This window comes from Streptacidiphilus anmyonensis (genome assembly GCF_000787855.1).
Classification (GTDB): Bacteria; Actinomycetota; Actinomycetes; order Streptomycetales; family Streptomycetaceae; genus Streptacidiphilus; species Streptacidiphilus anmyonensis.
In genome coordinates this window covers 145820-166874 of record NZ_BBPQ01000012.1, presented here as the reverse complement: position 1 = coordinate 166874, position 21055 = coordinate 145820, and the positions used below count along the sequence as shown (strand labels likewise).

18 protein-coding genes are annotated in these 21055 nt (G+C 72.0%); 10 read left to right on the top strand and 8 right to left on the bottom strand.

Annotated features, from left to right (window positions below; genetic code table 11):
- Positions 1 to 175: 175 nt before the first annotated feature.
- A complete protein-coding gene (locus TR50_RS14940) occupies positions 176 to 1177 on the bottom strand; it encodes a Fic family protein (RefSeq protein ID WP_042420633.1) in 1002 nt (333 codons plus the stop codon).
- Between the two features lie 316 nt (positions 1178 to 1493).
- On the opposite strand from TR50_RS14940, the gene TR50_RS14935 reads away from it, so the two are divergent.
- The 7 genes from TR50_RS14935 (at position 1494) to TR50_RS14905 (ending at position 9059) form a co-directional block, all read left to right on the top strand.
- Positions 1494 to 2489: an ATP-binding protein gene (locus TR50_RS14935; protein ID WP_042420630.1), complete on the top strand. Its 996-nt coding sequence runs from the start codon at positions 1494 to 1496 to the stop codon at positions 2487 to 2489.
- A gap of 158 nt (positions 2490 to 2647) precedes the next feature.
- Positions 2648 to 3361: a carbonic anhydrase gene (locus TR50_RS14930; RefSeq protein ID WP_052440999.1), complete on the top strand. Its 714-nt coding sequence runs from the start codon at positions 2648 to 2650 to the stop codon at positions 3359 to 3361.
- 374 nt (positions 3362 to 3735) lie between these two features.
- Positions 3736 to 5694, top strand: coding sequence for an acetate--CoA ligase (gene acs, locus TR50_RS14925; protein WP_236654420.1), 1959 nt, complete (start codon positions 3736 to 3738; stop codon positions 5692 to 5694).
- A gap of 144 nt (positions 5695 to 5838) precedes the next feature.
- A complete protein-coding gene (gene nhaA, locus TR50_RS14920) occupies positions 5839 to 7140 on the top strand; it encodes a Na+/H+ antiporter NhaA (RefSeq protein ID WP_042420626.1) in 1302 nt (433 codons plus the stop codon).
- 81 nt (positions 7141 to 7221) lie between these two features.
- Positions 7222 to 7674 (top strand): phage holin family protein, encoded by a 453-nt coding sequence (locus TR50_RS14915; protein ID WP_042420624.1) that lies wholly within the window; start codon positions 7222 to 7224, stop codon positions 7672 to 7674.
- Between the two features lie 136 nt (positions 7675 to 7810).
- A complete protein-coding gene (locus TR50_RS14910) occupies positions 7811 to 8746 on the top strand; it encodes an alpha/beta fold hydrolase (protein ID WP_042420622.1) in 936 nt (311 codons plus the stop codon).
- Positions 8747 to 8867: 121 nt separating this feature from the next.
- Positions 8868 to 9059: a hypothetical protein gene (locus TR50_RS14905; protein WP_042420619.1), complete on the top strand. Its 192-nt coding sequence runs from the start codon at positions 8868 to 8870 to the stop codon at positions 9057 to 9059.
- Positions 9060 to 9125: 66 nt separating this feature from the next.
- Here TR50_RS14905 and TR50_RS14900 read toward each other — a convergent pair whose 3' ends face one another.
- The 4 genes from TR50_RS14900 to nth form a co-directional block, all read right to left on the bottom strand.
- Positions 9126 to 9824 (bottom strand): metal-dependent hydrolase, encoded by a 699-nt coding sequence (locus TR50_RS14900; protein WP_042420618.1) that lies wholly within the window; start codon positions 9822 to 9824, stop codon positions 9126 to 9128.
- A gap of 252 nt (positions 9825 to 10076) precedes the next feature.
- Positions 10077 to 11255 (bottom strand): MarP family serine protease, encoded by a 1179-nt coding sequence (locus tag TR50_RS14895; RefSeq protein WP_042420615.1) that lies wholly within the window; start codon positions 11253 to 11255, stop codon positions 10077 to 10079.
- A gap of 389 nt (positions 11256 to 11644) precedes the next feature.
- Complete coding sequence (locus TR50_RS14890; RefSeq protein ID WP_236654419.1) at positions 11645 to 12412, bottom strand: NUDIX hydrolase; 768 nt, start codon at positions 12410 to 12412, stop codon at positions 11645 to 11647.
- Complete coding sequence (gene nth / locus TR50_RS14885; RefSeq protein WP_084700290.1) at positions 12409 to 13332, bottom strand: endonuclease III; 924 nt, start codon at positions 13330 to 13332, stop codon at positions 12409 to 12411. Before nth ends, TR50_RS14890 begins: the two co-directional genes overlap by 4 nt.
- 207 nt (positions 13333 to 13539) lie before the next feature.
- Between nth and TR50_RS14880 the strand changes: the two genes are divergently transcribed.
- Genes TR50_RS14880 through TR50_RS14870 form a run of 3 tightly spaced genes read left to right on the top strand, consistent with a single transcriptional unit; the run spans position 13540 to position 15313 of the window.
- Positions 13540 to 14103, top strand: coding sequence for a UbiX family flavin prenyltransferase (locus TR50_RS14880; RefSeq protein WP_152648404.1), 564 nt, complete (start codon positions 13540 to 13542; stop codon positions 14101 to 14103).
- Between the two features lie 38 nt (positions 14104 to 14141).
- A complete protein-coding gene (locus tag TR50_RS14875; protein WP_042420612.1) occupies positions 14142 to 14555 on the top strand; it encodes a DUF3224 domain-containing protein in 414 nt (137 codons plus the stop codon).
- The gene (locus TR50_RS14870) at positions 14552 to 15313 is read left to right on the top strand and encodes an SDR family oxidoreductase (protein WP_042420610.1); all 762 of its coding nucleotides are present in this window, start codon (positions 14552 to 14554) and stop codon (positions 15311 to 15313) included. Before TR50_RS14875 ends, TR50_RS14870 begins: the two co-directional genes overlap by 4 nt.
- Positions 15314 to 15438: 125 nt before the next feature.
- Here the strand turns inward: TR50_RS14870 and TR50_RS14865 are convergent, their stop codons facing one another.
- The 3 genes from TR50_RS14865 to TR50_RS14855 all read right to left on the bottom strand — a co-directional run bounded on the left by TR50_RS14865 (position 15439) and on the right by TR50_RS14855 (position 20953).
- On the bottom strand, positions 15439 to 16110 hold the full coding sequence (locus TR50_RS14865) for an SDR family NAD(P)-dependent oxidoreductase (RefSeq protein WP_042420606.1): 672 nt from the start codon (positions 16108 to 16110) through the stop codon (positions 15439 to 15441).
- A gap of 81 nt (positions 16111 to 16191) precedes the next feature.
- Entirely contained in the window at positions 16192 to 17697 is a 1506-nt protein-coding gene (locus TR50_RS14860; RefSeq protein WP_042420604.1) for a UbiD family decarboxylase, read from the bottom strand.
- Between the two features lie 103 nt (positions 17698 to 17800).
- The gene (locus tag TR50_RS14855; RefSeq protein ID WP_042420603.1) at positions 17801 to 20953 is read right to left on the bottom strand and encodes an AfsR/SARP family transcriptional regulator; all 3153 of its coding nucleotides are present in this window, start codon (positions 20951 to 20953) and stop codon (positions 17801 to 17803) included.
- Positions 20954 to 21055 lie beyond the last annotated feature (102 nt).

Genomic DNA, 21055 nt, shown 5'->3' with positions numbered 1-21055 from the left:
GCCACACCCGGTGAACGGGCAGAGTTCCCCGCCGGATGGGCACGACAAAGGCAACGCATGGTCACCCGGATCCTGTGCCAGCGGCGGCATCCCCCGATGCCGCCGCAACCCTTTTCCGCCCGGCCGGGCCGTGCGCCACGTCCCGCTCGGCCGGGATGAGTGAGGGCGTGCCAGGTCAGGCCATGCCGCGCTGCATGGCCTCACAGACGGCCGTGCTCTCACGAACGCCGAGGCGCAGCGCCTGGGCGCAGTGGGCGATCCAGGCGGCCATGCCCTCCGCCGTACCGGAGGCGTAGCCCACGAGGGCGGCGAGATAGGCATCGCTGCCCAGCTCGGCGAGGCCGACCTCCATCGGGCAGATCGCCTTCGGGTCCAGCCCTTCCGCGATCAGCACGATCCGCGTCGCGGCACGCGCCACCAGGCCGTTCGCGCTGGTGAAGGGGCGGAGCGCAAGCAGTTCGCCATGGACGACCGCGGCGACCACGAGGGCGGGGGCCGTTCGCTCGTTCGGGTGCTTGGTGCCGCCGCGACTGGCCAACAGGTGCGCGAGGGTATCCAATCGTGCCGAGACCTCGGCGGCCGACGGCGCCGGGGGCAGTGAGAGGTCGAGGGCTCGCTCCAGCGCCGCAAGCTCCGTCTCGGCCTTCTCTGTCGCGGCCAGAGGGTGCCCGAAGAGCACCTCGGCGGGTTCGTCGGCCCGCCGCGGCCGCCCCACGGCGGTGACTCCCATGCCATCGGCCGCGTCCCCGGCCTGCTCGTCGGCCACGCCGGAGGAAGCAGCCCCTCCCCCGTCGCCCACGGCCAGCAGGTGCAGACGGGCGAGCACCTGGAGCGGGGAGTGACGCCAGGTCCCGAGCAACTGTCCGACCTCGGCGTTCAGGCGCAGCGCACCACCGACGAGGCGGGCCTCCGTGTCACGTCCGAAGTCGGTGCGGCGGCGCACCTCCTCAAGAGGCCAGTTCGCGCCCTCCAGAGCGGCGGAGGCGCGGGCGCCGCGCAGGGCAGCCTCGGAGGTGACCTCGGCGGCGCGGCGGCGCATCACCCGGTGCCCGTAGAGACGGTCCACGGCGCGGCGGGTCTCGGCGACGGCCCCGGCGACGCCGGGCAGCTCGCCCAGGGGCGCCAGCGGGTCGGCCGGGCCGGATGCGGCGGAGGAGGAAGGGGTGCTCGTGCTCACCGCACTGACATTACGGAACTCCTGGGCGGCTGGAGCACGAAGGGGACGTGGGGTGCATCACCCGAAAGTGTCAAGGATCAGTGAAAGCCGATCTACGGGCTCCGGACCGTCGCTAGGATGGCCAAGAATCGGTGACGATAACGGTTATCAATAAGCGTCGCCGTCGCATCGACACCGCACCGTCGGCACGATCGCCGGGGAGCACCGTCGGAGGGCCGTGCCCTCGGCGGCCCCCGACGGGCCCAGGCAGCGCGACCGCGTCGCGCCGCACCCCACTCCACGCTGCGCACCACCCCGAGTCCCGTCCGGAGCTCCCATGAAGATCGCCTTCGTCGGCAAGGGCGGCAGTGGCAAGACCACGCTGTCCTCCCTGTTCGTCCGCCATCTCGCCGTAACCGGGAGCCCCGTGGTCGCGGTGGACGCCGATGTGAACCAGCACCTGGGCTCCGCCCTGGGGCTCACCGACGAGGAGTGCGCCGCACTGCCCTCACTGGGCGCCGAGCTCCCGGCCATCAAGGAGTACCTGCGCGGGGGAAACCCCCGGATCGCCGACGCGGCGTCAATGATCAAGACCACGCCACCCGGACGAGGCTCCCGGCTGCTGCGCATCGTCGAGGACAACCCCGTGTACCGGCTCTGCGCCCGGCCGGTCACGGTGGACGGCGCGTCACTGCGCCTGATGGCTACGGGCGCCTTCGACGAGGAGGACCTCGGCGTCGCCTGCTACCACTCGAAGGTGGGCGCAGTGGAGCTCTGCCTCAACCATCTGGTCGACGGGCCCGGGGAGTACTGGGTGACCGACATGACGGCCGGCGCCGACTCCTTCGCCTCGGGCCTGTTCACCCGTTTCGACCAGACCTTCCTGGTCTGCGAGCCCACCCGCAAGGGCGTTGCGGTGTACCGGCAGTACCAGGGCTACGCCGCTGACTACGGCATCCGGCTGCACGTGATCGGCAACAAGGTCGAGAGCGAGGACGACCTCGACTTCCTCCGCGAGGAATTGGGCGACGCCCTGCTCGCCGGCTTCGGGCGGTCCGCCTGGGTGCGCCGGACGGAGCAGGGGCGCGCGCCGGCCTTCACCGAGCTGGAGCCGGCCAACGCCGAGGTGCTGCGGGTCATGCAGGAGACCGTCGACGCCGCCCACGCCGAACGGGACTGGGGTCGCTACACGCGCCAGATGGTCTCCTTCCACCTGCGCAACGCCGAGAGTTGGGGCAACGCCAAGACCGGCGCCGACCTCGCCGGACAGGTCGATCCGGATTTCGAGCTCGGCGAGCACCTCGCCGAGCTCCCCGAACCGCTGGGGGTCTGACCGACCGTTACACAGGCCTGGGGCTCCGCCCTCCCGGGTGAACTTGGGCCGCCGGGAGCGCCCGGAAGGTAAAGAGTTCATTACTCTTCATTTACCGATTCTTGGCCTTCCCGTGGCACACCCCGCCGCGCCGTCCTACCCCACAGGAGACGCGACCCATGCACAGCACGCCGATCACCGAGACCTGCCCGCTGTCCCCGCCATCCGTCCCGGCCACGGCCGCACCGGACGCCCTGACCGGCATCCGGGACTTCCAGCGGCACACCGCGCCACTGCTCCGTCCCGAGCTGGCGCGGCTGGCCCGGGAGGGACAGTCCCCCTCTCAGCTCTTCATCACCTGCGCCGACTCGCGGATGGTCCCCAATGTGATCACCAACAGCGGCCCCGGAGAGCTGTTCACCGTCCGTAATATCGGCAATCTGGTCCCGCCCACGGCTGACGACAGCGTCTTCGCCGCCGTGGAGTACGCGGTGGACGTCCTGAACGTCCGACACATCACCGTCTGCGGGCACTCCGGCTGCGGCGCCATGCAGTCCCTGCTGCACGGGGCGCACCGTCGCGACGGTCGGGCCGGGACGCCGCTGACCCGCTGGCTACGCCATGGTCAGGACTCCCTGCACCGGGTCCGCCACACGCCCGCGCGCTTCCACGGGCGCCCTCCGTCGACCGACCCGCTGGAGCGGCTCTGCCTGACCAACGTGGTCCAGCAGCTCGACAACCTGCGGGCCCACCCGAGCGTCGCCCGAAGGGCGGAGCTCGGCACAATCCGACTGACCGGGCTCTACTTCGAACTGACGACAGCCCAGACGTACGTCTGGTCGCCCGGCAGCCGGGGCTTCCTGCCCGTTCGCCCGCGGGTCGCCGCCGCCTGAGGCGGCCCCGGCCGCCCCGGCGGTCCTGGCGGCTCTGGCGGTCCTGGCGGCCCCCTGGCGACTCCGGGCGCACGGAGGGGGCCAGGACCCCGTCCGGCCACCGCCCACGGCGCGTGCAGGGGCCTGCGGGGCCGGTCGAGTTGACGGCCTGTCGGGGGCCCGCCAGGGCCCACCCCTCCGGTCCGGTTCCCAAAGCCGGTCCCGGAGCCGTCCCAACCACTGTGCAACCGGCGCGCGGCCGGTACGCGACCGGAATGCCGCCCCCGCCCGCCAGAGAGGTCTACACCAATTTTGGGGCTGGGCCTTGTCAGCACACCCGTCGACCTGGTGAGCTATCTCACGAAATCAGGACGTAATCGATGAGGAGTGTTGCGTTGAGCAGCAATGAGAGTCTGGCGAACCTGCTGAAGGAGGAGCGGCGCTTCGCCCCTCCCGCAGCGCTCGCCGCAGCCGCCAACGTCACCGCCGAGGCCTACGCCGAGGCGAAGGCCGACCGCCTCGCGTTCTGGGCCGCGCAGGCGCAGCGCCTGAGCTGGGCCAAGGAGCCCACCGAGACGCTCGACTGGTCCAACCCGCCCTTCGCCAAGTGGTTCGCCGACGGCGAGCTGAACGTGGCCTACAACTGCGTCGACCGGCACGTGGAGGCCGGCCTGGGCGACCGCGTCGCGATCCACTTCGAGGGCGAGCCGGGCGACACCCGCACCATCACCTACGCCCAGCTCAAGGACGAGGTCGCCCGCGCCGCCAACGCCCTGCTGGAGCTGGGCGTGAGCAAGGGCGACCGGATCGCCATCTACCTGCCGATGATCCCCGAGGCCGTCGTCGCGATGCTCGCCTGCGCCCGCATCGGCGCCCCGCACTCGGTGGTGTTCGGCGGCTTCTCGGCCGACGCCGTGTCCTCCCGGATCCAGGACGCGGACGCCAAGCTGGTCATCACCGCCGACGGCGGTTACCGCCGCGGCAAGCCGACCGCGCTGAAGCCGGCCATCGACGAGGCGCTGCAGTCCTGCCCGCAGGTCGAGCACGTGCTGGTGGTGCGCCGCACCGGCCAGGAGACCGCCTGGACCCCGGACCGGGACGTGTGGTGGCACGAGATCACCGAGCGTCAGTCCGCGGAGCACGCGCCCGAGGCCCACGCGGCCGAGCACCCGCTGTTCATCCTCTACACCTCGGGGACCACGGGTAAGCCGAAGGGCATCCTGCACACCACGGGCGGCTACCTGACGCAGGCCAGCTACACCCACAACGCGGTCTTCGACCTCAAGCCGGAGACCGACGTCTACTGGTGCACCGCCGACATCGGCTGGGTCACCGGCCACTCCTACATCGTCTACGGGCCGCTCTCGAACGGCGCCACGCAGGTCATGTACGAGGGCACGCCGGACACCCCGCACCAGGGCCGCTTCTGGGAGATCGTCCAGAAGTACGGCGTCACGATCCTCTACACCGCGCCGACGGCGATCCGCACCTTCATGAAGTGGGGCGACGACATCCCGGCGAAGTTCGACCTGTCCTCGCTGCGGGTGCTGGGCAGCGTCGGCGAGCCGATCAACCCCGAGGCGTGGGTCTGGTACCGCGAGCACATCGGGGGCGGCCGCACGCCGATCGTCGACACCTGGTGGCAGACGGAGACGGGGGCGATGATGATCACCCCGCTGCCCGGTGTCACGGAGACCAAGCCCGGCTCGGCGCAGGTGCCGCTGCCCGGCATCGCCGCCACCGTGGTCGACGACGAGGGGCACGAGGTGGCCAACGGCTCGGGCGGCTACCTGGTGCTGACGGAGCCGTGGCCGTCGATGCTCCGCACCGTCTGGGGCGACGACCAGCGCTACCTCGACACCTACTGGTCCCGGTTCCAGGGCCGCTACTTCGCGGGCGACGGCGCCAAGAAGGACGAGGACGGCGACATCTGGCTGCTCGGCCGGGTGGACGACGTGATGCTGGTCTCCGGCCACAACATCTCGACCACCGAGGTCGAGTCCGCCCTGGTCTCCCACCCGCAGGTGGCCGAGGCCGCGGTCGTCGGCGCCACCGACGCCACCACCGGGCAGGCCATCGTCGCCTTCGTCATCCTGCGCGGGACGGCCACCGACTCCGCCGAGCTGACCGCCGAGCTGCGCGACCACGTGGCCAAGGTGCTCGGGCCGATCGCCAAGCCCAAGCGGATCCTGACGGTCAGCGAGCTGCCCAAGACCCGCTCCGGCAAGATCATGCGCCGTCTGCTGCGCGACGTGGCCGAGAACCGCGCCGTCGGCGACGTCACCACGCTGGCGGACACCACCGTCATGGACCTGATCCAGAGCAAGCTCCCCGCCGCCCCCAGCGAGGACTGAGCAGCCCGGATCGCCCACCGGTCCTGACCGCGGCCCGTCCCCAGCCTCACGGCGGGGGCGGGCCGCGTGCTTCGACGGCGCCTCGCCCCTGCTTCCGTAGCATGTGACAAAAGGGATGTACGAGACGGAAGCGAGGTCCTCCGCGTGAGCAGCGCTCCGACGCCGCCGCCGCGTCGCCAGTTCCTGGCCCGGCTGCCGCTGCCGGAACGCGCCTTCCTCGCGGACGCCCTGCGGGCGGAGACGGTCGGCGGCATCCTGCTGCTCATCGCCGCCGTGACGGCCCTCATCTGGGCGAACGCGTGGCCGGGTTCCTACGAGGCCGTCAGCTCCTACACCATCGGGCCGAGCAAGCCACTGCACCTGGACCTCACCCTCGCCGAGTGGGCCATGGACGGGCTGCTGACCGTCTTCTTCTTCGTGGCCGGCATCGAGCTCAAACGTGAGCTCGTCGTGGGCGAGCTCCGCGACCCGCGCGCCGCGATGCTGCCGGTGGCGGCCGCCGTGTGCGGCGTCGCGCTCCCCGCGGTCATCGACGTGATCGTCAACAGCGGACCCAACGGCCACCTGGGCGGATGGGCGATCCCGACCGCAACGGACATCGCCTTCGCGCTGGGCGTGCTGGCCGTCGTGGGCTCGCATCTGCCGTCGCCGCTGCGCGCCTTCCTGTTGACCCTGGCCGTGGTGGACGACCTGATCGCGATCCTGATCATCGCGATCTTCTACAGCCACGGCGTCAAGCTCTGGGCGCTCGGGCTCTCCCTGCTCGGCCTGATCCTCTTCTACTTCCTGCACCGGGCACGGATTCACGGCTGGTACATCTACGTGCCCTTGGCCGTGGTCATCTGGGCGCTGATGCACGAGGGCGGTGTGCACGCCACCGTGGCCGGCGTGGCGATGGGCCTGATGCTGCGGGTCACCAAGGACCCGGGCGAGGAGCACTCTCCCGGCGAGCACATCGAACACCTCGTCCGCCCGTTCTCGGCCGGTTTCTGCGTTCCCGTCTTCGCGATCTTCGCGGCCGGGGTGGTGATCAGCCCGCACGCCCTCGTCCAGGTGTTCACCGAGCCGGCGCCGCTCGGGGTGGTGTTGGGCCTGGTGATCGGCAAGACCTTCGGCGTCTTCGGCGGCACCTGGCTGACGGCCCGGTTCACCCGCGCGGAGCTGAACCCGGAACTTGAGTGGGCGGACCTGTTCTCGATCTCGGTTCTGTCCGGCATCGGGTTCACCGTCTCGCTGCTCATCGCCGAGCTGGCCTTCTCGCACGATCCTGAGCTGACCGAACGCGTCAAGGCGGCGGTCCTCGTCGGCTCGCTGCTGTGCGCGGTCCTGGCGGCGGTACTGCTGCGGATGCGTAACCAGAAGTACCGGCGGCTGTGTGAGGAAGAGGACGCGGACGACGGCGATGTGTCCGGTGGTGACGTACCGTCCGGTAGCGGCATGATCTGATAGAGCAACAGCGGCGGACGGAAGCACCACCCCGACCGCCACGGGGATCGCGTGAGTCGCGTGAGGATGAGGAGAAGCGAGATGGCCGCTCCCGGGACCGGGACCGAGCGTACGGTGGGGGAGCTGTTCTCCTCCGCGACCGCGGACCTGTCGGCGCTCGTCCACGACGAGATCGCGCTGGCGAAGCAGGAGATCAAGAAGGATGTCGTGCGCGGCGCGTCCGGCGGTGGCGCGATCGCCGTGGCCGCGGTCGTCCTGCTGGCGTCCATCCCGATGTTCAGCTTCGCGGCGGCCTACGGGATCCACTCGACCGGCCTCGGCCTGGTGTGGTGCTTCTTCATCATGGGCGGCGTCTACGTGCTGATCGCGGCCGTTCTCGGCTTCATGGCGTACCGCTGGTTCAAGAAGCTCTCCCCGCCCGAGCGCACCATCGCGGGCGCCAAGGCCACCGTGGACGTGCTCAAGAACGCCAAGCCTCATCCGGCGGCCCCGGAGATCCCCTCCGTCGACGGGCACCGGGCTCTGACCCCCTGACGCGACTCGCCTCGGCCGCCGCGCGCAACGTTCCGGAAGCGACGTCCGCGCGCGACGTCCAGCCCGCACCGACGCGGACACGGGGCACAAGGCGCGGAGGCGTCGCGCCGGGCCCAGGGTGTGACACGCTCTTCCCATGGCCTTCGACCCCGCCGTCTCCAGCGCTGAAGCCTTCGATCCCCGCATCGACGGTCCGTGGACCCACCGTGACCTCGCCGCGAACGGGGCGCGCTTCCACATCGCCGAGCTCGGCGAGGGGCCGCTGGTCCTGCTGGTGCACGGCTGGCCCCAGTTCTGGTGGACCTGGCGACACCAGCTGACCGCCCTGGCCGGGGCCGGCTACCGTGCCGTGGCCGTGGACCTGCGCGGTGTCGGCGGCAGCGACCGGACCCCACGGGGCTACGACCCGTCGAACATGGCGCTCGACCTGACCGGCGTGATCCGGTCCCTCGGCGTCGCCGACGCGACGCTCGTCGGGCACGACTGGGGCGGTTTCCTGGCCTGGACCGCGGCCGCGATGCGTCCCGCCCTGGTTCGCCGGCTCGTCGTGGTCTCCAGTGCGCACCCGCGCAGCCTCCGACGCTCACTGCTGCGCGACCGGCGGCAGATCGTGGCCGCGGAGCATCTGCTGGGCTTCCAGCGCCCCTGGGTGCCGGAACGGCAGCTGGCCGCCGAGGACGCCGCCCTGGTGGCGGAGTACCTGCGGGACTGGACCGGCCCCGGACGTCAGCCGAGCGAGAAGGAACTGCTGACGTACCGGCAGGCGATGCTGCTGTCGAACACCCGGCACTGCTCGATCGAGCCCTACCGGTGGCTGATGCGGTCCATGGGCCGTCCCGACGGCTTCCAGTTCTCCCGGCGCATGGACCGCAAGCTGCGGGTTCCGACGCTCCACGTCCACGGCGAGGAGGACCCGGTCCTGCTCCCGGAGACGGCGCTCGCCTCGGGCGCGTACGTCGACGCGCCCTACGACTGGCGGCCTCTGGACGGCGTCGGCCACTACCCGCACGAGGAGGAGCCGGACGCCTTCTCCGATCTGCTCCTGGAGTGGCTGAAGGCTCGCCAGTCGTGAGCGACGCGGCTACCCCTGCGGCTTCGGTGCAATGCGTAGTCGAGTGAATACGCCAGTGGCATAAGCCAATTGGAACTTATGCTCGGGATTACCCACGCGCCGGTGCGGGCAACTTCGGAGTATGAGCTGGATGCACGAACGCGCCTCCGCGTCCCGAAGCCGCCGCCGCTCGCCCTCGTCGAGCCTGCCCTCGGGCTCACCCAACACCCCGAAGGCGGTGACCGCGTTGCTGGAACCAGCGGTCCACGTCGGCTTCCCACGCCTGATCGGCCGCCGCGCCCGCTGGGTCACCTTGCGCCTGCGCCAACGCTGAACGGGCCGGCCCCGGTAGCTCGGGGCCGACCCGTCGGATCGTCAGCGTGCGTCCTGCCTTGCCCGGTTAGAGCTTCTTCGGCGAGAGCGCGGTGAACCAGAGCAGCGCGATGGTGCCCACGCCCATCAGCGGAACGAGTATCTCCGTCTCCAGCTTGTTGCCGCTGCTCTTGATGATCTCGATCTCGTAGCGGGTCTTGATCGGCCACAGCCACGGCGCGCCCATCTTCGTGATGGAGTCGCCGAGCAGGTGCGCCACGCAGCCGAGCCCGACCGCGTAGGGGAGCCAACCCGGAGCGGAGGGGATGAACTTGGCGATCACAGCGGTGCCGATGCCGGCCTCCGCGATGATCGTGCCCCAGGCGTTGAACGCGTGCCCGGGCGGGCAGAGGTTCAACGCCCGTACCGCCATGGCCAACAGGAAGAAGGTCATGCCGAGGGTGAAGTTCCGGCCGAGGTAGGTGACGCCGGCCCACGTGCCGACGGTCATCAGCGCCACGAAGAAGAGCGAGTGCGTCGCGTGCCGATGGCCGCCCGAGATCCAGGCGACGAAACGGCAGAGCAACTTGCTGATCGGGCCGAGGAAGTTGGCGATGGTGCCGTCGTGGTGGTCCAGATCCGGCAGCAGGGCCGCGCCCGCGCACAGGATCGTTCCCATCAGGATCTCCTGCGGCTTGAGGTGAGAGTGCATCACCAGCGGCGGCAGAAAGGGCGAGGTGGCCGCGAAGAGCAGCGCCCCGCTCACCGCGTGCGAGTGGCCCATCATGACTGGTCGTCCTCCTGGTTGCTGACGCGATCTCACGCTCGCGCCCGACCGTACCAGGAAGCCGGACCACCCCGAGCAGCCCCGAGCAGCCGATTCGATCACGATCCCGATCAGGCGGGTCCGGAGGGTCCGACCGGGAGTCGGATGTGGGTCCGGAGGGGGCGGATCTGGGTCCGGAGAGGCCGGAGCGGCCGGAAGTGGGTCCGAAGGGTTCGGAGAGTCCGAACGGCCTGACCAGTCGCGCCCACTCGGTTACAGCGCGCAGGCTTCCGTGGTCACGGGCGCTGTGAGACTCACCCCGCGCTGGGCGTCGCCGCGGACCTCGTCGATGGTGAGCGCGTAGCCCGTCTGCGCGTCGTCGAGCGACTTGGCGAAGACGACGCCGTAGACCTCGCCGTCCGAGGTCAGCAGCGGGCCGCCGGAGTTGCCCTGCCGAACGGTGGAGCGGATCGAGTAGACATCCCGGCTGACGTTGCCGCGGTGGTAGATGTCCGGCCCGTTGGCCTCGATGCGCCCACGGATGCGCGCAGCCTGCACGTTGAAGGGGCCGTTCTCGGGGAACCCGGCGACGATCGCGTCCGCACCCGTGACAGCCGTGCCGGCGAAGGTCAGCGAGGGGGCGCGCAGACCAGGGACGTCCAGGACCGCGACGTCACGCTGCCAGTCGTAGAGGACGACGTGAGCCTGGTACGTGCGGCTGCCCAGGTGGACCGTCGGGTCGGTGACGCCGCCGACGACGTGGGCGTTGGTCATGACGCGGTCGGTGGCGTAGACGAAGCCGGTGCCCTCGATGACCTTGCTGCAGGAGGGGGCCGTTCCGATGACCTTGACGATGCTCTGCCGGGCGGCTCTCACCGCGGGGTCGTTCACCAGGGCCGGGTCAGGAGCGGGCACATTGGTGATCGGCTCGTTCTGGAACGGGTTGAAGACCTGGGGGAAGCCGTTGCGGGCCAGCGTCGAGGTGAAGTCCGAGAACCATCCGGGCGCCCCGGCAGGCAGCATGTCCTGGACCCCGCCGAGCACCTTGGAGCTGCGCACCTGGTGCGCGACCGTGGGCAGCGAGGTGCCGGCGAGAGCGGAGCCGATCAGCCAGGCCACCAGCAGCATGGCCAGGACGTTGACCAGCGCGCCGCCGATCGCGTCGGGAACCCGCGCCTTGCTGCGGCCGATCCGGCCGCGCAGCTTCCAGGCCCAGTGCGTGGTGAAGGCCTGCCCGAAGGCGGCGAAGACGATGACCACCACGACGGCGACCACCGAGGTGACCATCCCCGGGGAGAGGTGGCGCAGCAGCAGCGGCAGCAGTTGGACGGCGATCACGCCGCCGCCGAGGAAGCCGATGACGGAGAGCGCACCCACCACGAAACCCTGCCGGTAGCCGCTCACGGCGAATCCGACGGCGGCAAGGATCAGCAGGACATCGAGGACGTTCACCCGGCTACCTTGCCACGGCCACCCGAATGGGCGCAGTCAGTCCCCTGGCCTGTGGACAACTCGTGACACGCCGGTCACGGGACATAGGCTGAGGCGAGAGCAAGGGGAGCGGGGCCGGGGGACGGGGAACGAGGCCGGGCGCAACGCGCCCGCTGCGGCCGGATCACGGCCCGACCCAGGCCCGGCCCAGGCCAGGCCAGGCCCAACGGTCGGCAGGGATCGGCAGAGGTCGGTCGGGACCGGCCGGGGTCGGTCAGGGTGGGTCAGGGCCCGAGGACGGGAACGGTCCGGGCCACGAAAAGGTGCGGGCCGGGCGGGCCGGGGTCGAGGCGGTTCCAGCCCCGACCGGTGCGGGGCCGGGGTGAGCCGGGGCAGTCCGGGGCCGAGGCTCAGTCCGCCCCGAGGGTGCCGGGCGGCAGCAGGCCGTCGCCCATCAGCTCACGGGCGCGCTGCTGCTCCTCGGGGGAGGCGAAGACGGACGGGTCGCCGAGCTCGACCTCGCGGCCGTTGTCCCAGGGCCGCTCCCAGCCGGCGTGGTGGAGCAGCCGGTCGATCACGCCTGCCGTGAAGCCCCAGATCACGTGGCCGTCGATCTGGAAGGCAGGGCCGCGGAAGCCGCTGGGGTGCCGCACCCGGGCTCGGTTCGCCGGGTCCGCGAGGCGGGCGACCGGGGCGCGGAAGACCTCGGCCACCTCGCCCTCGTCCACGGGCGCGACCGGGGTCGGCGTGTGCCACCAGCCGAGCACCGGCGTCACCACGAAGTCACTGACCGGGATGTAGAGGTCCGGCAGCACACCGAAGACCTGCACTCCGTCCGGGTCGAGGCCGGTCTCCTCCCGGGCCTCGCGCAGCGCGGCGCGGATCCGGCCCTCGCCCTCCGGGTCGCCGTCCTCAGGGTCGAGGGCGCCGCCGGGAAAGGAGGGCTGTCCGGCGTGGGAGCGCAGCCGTCGGGCGCGTTCGATCAGCAGCAGGTCGGGCCCCTGGCCGCCCGGCGCCTCGCCGAAGAGCACCAGCACCGCTGAGCGCCGCCCGCCCTGGGAAGGCGGAAGGAACCGGCTGAGCTGTCGCGGCTCCACGGACTCGGCGACCTCGCGCACGGGCACCAGCCAGTCCGGGATCCCCTCCCGCCGCACCCCCACCGCTGCGGACGCGCTCACTCGCCCGCCCCCGCCCCCGCGCCGTCGGCGTCGGCGTCGGCGTGGGCGTGGGCGTCTGCGTCGTCAGCGCTGTCCGGGGTCGGGCCGCCGTGCGCCGCGGCGCGGGCAGCCGCCTCACCCGGGTAGTCCGCAGGGGGCTTGAGGCGCTGGCCGGGCTGGCCGCCCTTCTCGTACTTGAGCAGCTTCTCCGCCTTCACCGGATCGGTCTCCCCCTCACCGTAGGAGGGGCAGAGCTGGGCGATCGGGCAGGCCCCGCAGGCGGGACGTCGGGCATGGCAGATGCGACGGCCGTGGAAGACGACGCGGTGGGAGAGCATGGTCCACTCGCGCTTCTCGACCAGCGCACCCACCTCCTGTTCGACCTTCACCGGGTCGTCCGACTCGGTCCAGCCGAAGCGCTTGGCCAGTCGGCCGAAGTGGGTGTCGACGGTGATGCCGGGCACGCCGAAGGCGTTGCCGAGCACGACGTTGGCCGTCTTTCGGCCGACTCCCGGCAGGGTGACCAGGTCCTCCAGCCGGCCGGGCACCTCACCGCCGAAGTCGTCACGCAACGCGGCGGACAGGCCCAGCAGCGACTTGGCCTTGTTCCGGAAGAACCCGGTGGGCCGGATCAGCTCCTCCAGCTCCTCCGGATTCGCGGCCGCCATCGTCGCCGGGGTGGGGTACTTCGCGAACAGGGCCGGTGTCGTCTGGTTCACGCGGAGGTCCGTCGTCTGTGCGGACAGCACCGTCGCCACCAGCAGCTGGAACGGGTTCTCGAAGTCGAGCTCGGGATGCGCGTACGGGTAGACCTCCGCCAGCACGCGGTTGATCCTCCGCGCCTGCCGCACCCTCGCCGTCTGCGTCTTCGGGAACGCCGCCTTCTTGAACCCCGGCCCGCCGGCAGCACCAGCGGTCACGGACACGCCACTCTTCGCCATACCCGCCAGGGTACGACCCGTCGCGGACACCCAAGGTCAAGTCCGAGGTCATGACCCTGCCCCGGCCGCCTCAGCGGCGCGATCAACGAGCGCCGCCGCCGACCGGCCGCCGCGATAGTGCGGCGATAGAGCCGCGTTGGCATCGCCTCCTAGCGTCCAGCCCGCCGCAAGGTGCAAGGGAGGCAACGGTCGACGGAGGGACTGGCGGTGGACAAACGGCGACTGGTCGTCGGCATCAGCGGCGCGACCGGGATCGTGTACGGGCTGCGGGTGCTGGAGCTGGCGCGGAAGGTCGGAGTGGAGACCCACCTGGTCGTCACGCCCGCCGGACAGCAGACCCGCGCATACGAGACCGACCTGTCGGCCGGGGATCTGGCCGCCATGGCGGACGTCGTGCATCGGCCGGCGGACGTGGGCGCGGCGATCGCCTCGGGGTCGTTCCGGACGGCGGGGATGATCGTCGCGCCGTGCTCGATCCGGACGCTGTCGGCGATCGCCCAGTCGAACGGGGACAACCTGCTCACCCGGGCGGCGGACGTGACGCTGAAGGAGCGCCGTCGGTTGGTCCTGATGGTGCGGGAGACACCGCTGACGCTCGGCCACATCCGGGCGATGGCAGCCGTCACCGAGTCCGGCGGGATCGTCATGCCCCCGGTGCCGGCGTTCTACCTGCGTCCGACGAGCGTCGACGAGATCGTCCAGCACACGGCCGGACGGGCCTTGGATCTGCTCGGGATCGACGTGCCGGATCTACCGCGCTGGGGTGAATGACCCTTGCGGACCATCGAGAGCGAAGGATCGGACGAGATATGCGCAACCCCACCACCACACGGGCCAACGCCGTGATCACGGTGGCCACGTACGAACCGACCGTCTACGACAAGCCGACCGACGGGCCGGTGCTGACCCGCATTCATGTCGAGGAGAGCTTCTCGGGCGACATCACGGCGGACGGCGTCGTGGAGTTCCTGCAGTCCTCCGCGCCGGACGGGTCGGCGAGCTTCGTCGGGATCGAGCGGGTCAGCGGTTCGCTGGCGGGCCGCACCGGCACGTTCCTGCTGCAGGACCAGGGCACGGTCGAGAGCGCTGTCGTCAACGGCGAGTGGTTCGTGGTGCCGGGCTCCGGCACCGGCGGGCTGACGGGGCTGCGTGGCACCGGCGGCTTCCGGGCGAACCTCGGCGAGGGCGCCGAGGTGTGGCTGGACTACTGGTTCGAGACGTGAGCAGCGTCGAGCAGCGGAGCCTCACCGGCCGGACCGCGCTGGTGACGGGGGCCGCGACCGGTATCGGAGCGGCCGTCGCGCGCGATCTGGCCGCCGCGGGCGCCCGCGTCGTCGTCAACCACCCGCACACGCCCGAGCCTGCCGACGCGGTGGTGCGCGGCATCGAGAAGGCGGGCGGAACGGCGGTGGCGGTCGCGGCCGACGTCACGGTCCGTGCCGAGTACGCGGCGATGGTGGACCGGCTGACGGGGTCGTTCGGCGGCTGGGACATCCTGGTCAACAACGCCGCGGTGGCGGTGACCAAGCCGTTCGCGGAGGTCACCGAGGAGGAGTTCGACCGCAGCTTCGCGGTCAACGTCAAGGGCGTCTTCCACGGGCTGCAGCTGGCCTTGGAACGGATGCGGGACGGCGGGCGGGTGATCACGATCTCCAGCTCGACCACCGCGCTGATGCTCCCCGGCTACGCGGTCTACGACGCGACCAAGGGCGCGGTGGAGCAGTTCACGCACATCCTGTCGAAGGACTTCGGGCGACGAGGCATCACGGTGAACACGGTCAGCCCCGGCGCGACCGAGACCGAGTCCTACCGCAACGGCAAGAGCGCGGAGTTCCTCGCCGGTCTGGAGGCCCTGAGTGCCTTCGGGAGGCTGGGACGGCCCGAGGAGATCGCCGCCGTGGTGACGTTCCTGGCGGGCGACGCCGCCCGCTGGATCACCGCGCAGACCATCCGGGTCAACGGCGGGACGGTGCAGAGCTAGCGGCCGGCGATCCGGCCGAGGGAGGCCGAGGGAGGAGGGGGAACGTCGCGGTGGCCGGAGCAGTTCAGTGCTCCGGCCACCGTTTCCGGGCGACGATCGCCCCCACCGCGGCGGTGTCAGCGGTATCAGGGGTAGACGTACTCCGCCTGCCACTGGTCGCGGGGCCTTCGGTGCAGCTCCAGGTAGACCTTGGCGATCGCCGCCGAGTCGAAGCGCTCGTCACCCGGGCTGATGAAGCCGCGGATGGTGACGGTCGTGACGTGGACGCCCGCTTCGCGCTGCTCCTCGTGCAGGGCGTGCGCGTAGGCGCGCAGGGCGGCCTTGCCCACCGACAGGGTGGTGTAGTCGGGGGACGGCGCGAGCGCGAAGCCGCCGCCGGTGAACAGGACCGTGCCACGGCCGCCGCGGAAGGCGGGGATCACGTGCCCTGCGGCGACGGTCGCGCCGATGACGTTGACCGCCAGGCTGTCCGCCCAGCCCTCCGGGCTCACGGCGGTGGGGGTGTCGGGGCGTCCGTAGGCGGCGTTGTAGACGAGCGCCTCGGGAGCGCCCAGCTCGGCGACGGCCAGGTCCAGCACGGACCCGAGCTGCTCGGCGTCGGCGGCGTCGGCCTGGTAGTCGCGAGCGACATGACCCTCGGCCTGGAGTTGCCCCGCCAGTTCCTTCAGCGTGCCGCCGGTGCGGCCGATCAGCGCGACCGGGTGACCCGCCTCGGCGAACGCGCGGGCCACCGCGACGCCGAGTCCGGGGCCGACGCCGACGATCAGGGCGCTGCCCTTTTCACTCACGTCAATCATCAGTGGCTCTCTTCCTTCGATTGGCTCGTCTTCGGATTGGCTCGTCTTCGGATCAGGGCACGGGAACAGGGCGAGGCCGCCTCACTCCTTGACGCTCGTGAAGCCGTAGGCCTCCCAGTTGTCCAGCACGTGCTGCTGCAGCTCGGAGGACCAGTTGTGGGCGAAGTCCGAGGCCACCGGCCGCTCGTCGACCGGGAAGCGGTCGGCCAGCAGGCAGTTGTAGACGACCTTGGTGGCGTGGTAGCTCAGCCGCTCGTGCTCGTCGAGGTAGACCGGGATGATGTTCTGCGGCTGGCCCGGGAAGTGCGCCTCGCCGTGCTCGGGGTGCGAGCGGCTGGCGAAGGCCCAGATGATCTGTCCGGGATCGGCGATGTCGAAGTCGTGCTCGACGAGCACCAGCTTGGGCACGCCGAAGGCGAGCTTGCCCGCCCCGAAGACGACCTCGCCGACGCGCTGTGTCATCGCCTTGGAGTCCAGGCCCGACTCCTCGTGCCAGGACGGCTTGAGCGCCACCACCCACCAGTGCGCCGCCGACTCCAGTACGCCCCAGCAGGCCGAGACCGGCAGGCCGGCCTCGCGGAGCACGTGCGTCATCTCGGCGGCGTGCGGCAGGCCCCAGCCGGTGTGGTCCTCCTCGACGGGCGCGCCGGCGACGGCCACGGGCAGGATGGCGTCGTCGCGGTAGGTGACGGCGGTGACGTGCAGGACGGGCTTGGGCGAGTGGCTGCCGCGGTCCAGGTACCCCGGGTACTCCCCCATCGGACCCTCCTCGACCAGGTCGGTGCGGGAGACGTAGCCCTCGATGACGATCTCGGCGGTCGCCGGGACGAGCAGGTCCACGGTCTCGGCCCGCACGAGCTCCACACCCTCGCCGAAGTAGGCGCCCAGGAAGTGGGACTCGTCGTCCCCCTCCGGCAGCGGCATGCCGCCGACGTAGGGCAGGCCGGGCTCGACGCCGAGGGCGACCGCGATCGGCATGTCCTCGCCGCGCTCGGTCCACTGGGCCCGGATCATCCCCAGGTGCTGCGGCGGCGGGATCAGGCAGGCGAGGCGGTTGCGGTCGACGAGCATCATGCGGTTGATCGACCAGTTGGTCCACGACCCGTCGGGCGTGCGGGCGATGTTCATCCCGAAGGACTGGATGTAGCGGCCGCCGTCGCCGTCGTGGATCAGCGGGGTGGGGAACTTCAGCAGGTCGATCTCGTCGCCCGTCATGACGTTCTGCTTGCAGGGCGCCGCGGACCGCTCCACCACCTCCGGCGGGATCGGCTCGCGCCGTCGGGCGTCGGCCAGCGCGGTGACGATGTCGGCGCCCCTGGCGTCGGCGGGCAGGCCGAGGGCGAGCGCGATGCGGCTGTAGGTCAGGCCGGGCTGCGCGGACAGGCCGCCGGGCGCGGACAGCACCCGGAAGCCCTTCTCGATGCCCGTGATGGTGTTGAACAGCGGTGCCGGGGCCCGCAGTTCGTAGGTGCGACGCGCCACGGCGCCGATTTCGAGCCGCCAGTCCACTTCCTTGTCGATCGGCTGGATCTCGCCGATCGCGTCCAGGGCGTCGATGAAGGCGCGCAGGCTCTTGAGATGGTTCACGAACGTCCTCCTCGTCGGTGCGCCCGACGCTAGGGAGGGGCGATATCGCGGACCTATCGTCCGGCCAACGCCCTGGGGCCCCCTGGGGCACCCCGGGGTCATCTCAGGGTGTCACCTCGGGCGCCCTGGGCGTCGCCGCACCCGCGCCTGCCGCTGCGCCCGCACCTGCCACCAAGCCCGGACCCGACGCCGCGACCCGGGCCACGCCCGCGGCCGGGTCGGCGTGCGGGCGGTGCGCGGCGAGCCGACGCTCGGCGTACGCGGCCTGCTCAGGGCTGTCGGACCGGGCGGTCAGGCCGACCTCTCGCCAGATCGCCCGCGCGTGCTCCGGCTCGCCCTCGGCGGCCAGCAGTTCGGCGTGGGCCAGGCGGCGGCCCGCGTCGAGCCGCTCGCGCACCGACCGGGCCAGGCCCAGCTCGCGCGCCAGGCCGACGGCTTCCAGGCTGTGGACGTGGGCCTCCCGGGGCTCACCGCAGTGGAGGAGCGCCCAGCCGAGGCGGTCGAGCGCGTGGCAGACGCGGACCGGGTCGCCCGACTGCCGGGCCGCCGCCAGGCAGGAGCGGGCGTGGGCCGCGAACTCCCGATGTCGGCCCTGACGGTGGGCGCAGTCGCCCAGCGCCCGATGGGCCTCACCGAGCAGCTCCACGGCCTCGGTGGCCCGGAACAGGCCCAGAGCGCGCCGTAGTTGGAAGCGGGCGGTCTGCACCTCGCCGAGCTGCGCCAGCGCGCGTCCGATCACCAGGTAGCAGCAGCCCTGTCCGGTCGCGTCCCGAAGACGCTTGGCCGGGCCCAACGCCAGGCGGGCCAGCCGCAGTTCCTCGGTGTGGTCGCCACGCAGGGCCAGCCCCGCGGACTGGGCGAGGGCCAACCGCCACGCGTAGGAGTCCAGGCCGCAGGAGGACGCCTGGGCGATCAGGGTCGCGAGCACCCGCTGCTCGTCGGCCAGCCAGGCCAGGGCCGCGTCGCGGCCGTCGAAGTCCCGTGACGCGAGCCCCGTCGGCAGCGGCACCCCGTCGGCCTGAACGGCCGAGAGCACGGGCGCGCAACGGCGGTCGGCGGCCAGCGCGGAGCGCAGGTGGTAGTCGTAGAGGCGGTGCCGCGCCGCGTGCTGCTCCGCCGCGCCGGTCACCGCGTGGGCCGGTCCGTCGACGGTCGACCCACCACCGGTCAGCCCGTCATCGATCAGCCCACCGCCGGTGCGATGGGCATCGGCCTGATGGGCAGCATCGGTCCGCTGGGCATCGGCGGTCTCGTCGGCGATCAACTCTGCGGCGTACTGCCGCAGCAGGCTGTCCAGGGTGTACCGGCCCGGGACGGTTTCGGTCAGCAGGCTCAGCGCCGCCAGCTCCTCGACCAGGGCAGCCACGCGGGTCGGCGGCAGGTCGGTCAGGGCCGCCGCGCCCGGCACGGTGAACTCCGCACCCGGATGCAGGCCGAGGAACCGGAAGAGACGCGCGGCCGCAGTCGTCAGCCCCTCGTACGACCAGGACAGCACGGTGCGCACACTGCTCGCGTCGTCCCCGGCGCTGAGGGCGTCGAGTGCGCCGCGCTCCAACTGCCGGGCCAGGGCGGAGAGCGGCATGGCCCTGTCCGCCGACGTGGCGCGGGCCGCGGCGACGGACAGGGCCAGCGGCAGGTGCGCGCACCGCTCCGCGACCACCGCGACGGCCGCCTCCTGACCGGAGACGCGCTGCGCTCCGAGTCTGCGGACCAGCAGTTCGCGCGAGTCCGAAGCGCTCAGCGGCCCCAACGGCAGCGTCTCGGCCCCGTCGAGCACCACCAGGCTGCCGAGCGAGCGGCGGCTGGTCACCAGGGCGCGGCACTCGTCGCCGGACGGCAGCAGCGGCCGCACCTGGGCGGCGTCCCGCACGTTGTCGAAGACCAGCAGCAGCCGCTTGTCCGCGACCAGCCCCCGGTACAGGGCCGCGCGCCCCTCGGGCGTAGCGGGCAGGCGAGCCGCCGGAACACCCAGGAAGTCGAGCAGCGCGCCGACGGCGGCGTCCGTGGCGACGGGTCTGCCCTCGGCGGCGAAGCCGTTCAGGTCCAAGTACATCTGCCCGCCGGGAAAGCGGTGGGCGACACGGTGTGCCCAGGCCAGGGCGAGCGTCGTCTTGCCCACGCCGGCGGGCCCGACGACGGCGGCCACCCGGACGCCGCCGCCTGCCTCCGTCGGGGTGCCGCTGTCCTGCGACTCGGCCGCGCTCGGCGGCTCGGCCAACAGTCGGGTGAGCTCCCGAAGTTCCCGTTCCCTTCCGACGACGGACCGTGGCGGGCAGGGAAGTTGCGAGAGCGGAAACCCGGCCGAGGCAGGGTGCCCCGCTGACTGCGATCCGGTCTCCGCCCTAGGCCTGGCCACCGCTCCGGTCCCGGACACCGCCTCAGCCCCGGACGCCGCCCCGGCGCCGGCGCCGACGTCGGCGGGCGAGCGCCCACCCGCGTGCGGCCCGCCTGGGTGCGCCCCGCCCGAATGCGCCAGCGCGCGGGCCCTCCGCCACACCGCCACCAGCTCCTGCACCGGAGCGTCGCGCAGGACCAGCGCGTGCAGGTCCTGCAGGCAGGGTGCAGGGTCCGCGCCGATGCCGTCCCGCAGGGCCGAGCGGGCCCGGCCGTAGCAGCCCAAAGCCTCCGCGCGACGGCCGGTCCCGTAGAGCGCGACCACGGCGCGCTCGTGCAGCGGCTCGAGCAGGGGGTGCGCCGCGGTCAGGTGCATCAGCCGGGGCAGCGCCCGGTCGAAGTGGCCCGCGGCGAGCAGGGCGTCGAGACGGGTCTCCTCCAGCCGCATCCGCAGCGCGTCGAAGGTCGGCGCCCAGTCGGACCGCAGCCGGTCACAGGGCACGTCCTCCAAGGGCTCGCCCCGCCACAGCGCGAGCGCCGCGTCGGCTTGCCGCTCTCCGCCGCTCCAGTCCCCGCCGCAGACGGCGTTCCGGGCGGTGGTCGCGAGCGCTGCGGCGTGCATGTGGTCGAGCTCGCGGTCCTCACGGACCTCCAGCCGGTACCCGCCGGCGGTCGTCTGCACCCGCTCGGCGACGTCCAGCAGGTTCCGGCGCAGCCGGGCCACGTAGTTCAGGATCGCCGGCTTCGCGTTCGCCGGTTGCCGGTCGGGCCAGACGGACTCCATCAACGCGTCGGTCGACACCGCGTGATTGGCGCGCAGCGCGAGACAGGCCAGCACGGTCCGCTGCTTCGGCGCGGCGACGACGGCGCGCTCCCCGGCCCCCGTCTCGACCTCCAGCGGACCCAACACGCCCAACCGCATTCAGGCCCCCTCCCCCGATCGGCCACGAACACAGTAACTCGCTTGTGGGGAAGCATGAGTGATCTTGTATCGGCCAAGCGAGCCCGGCGGCCGGCCGCATCA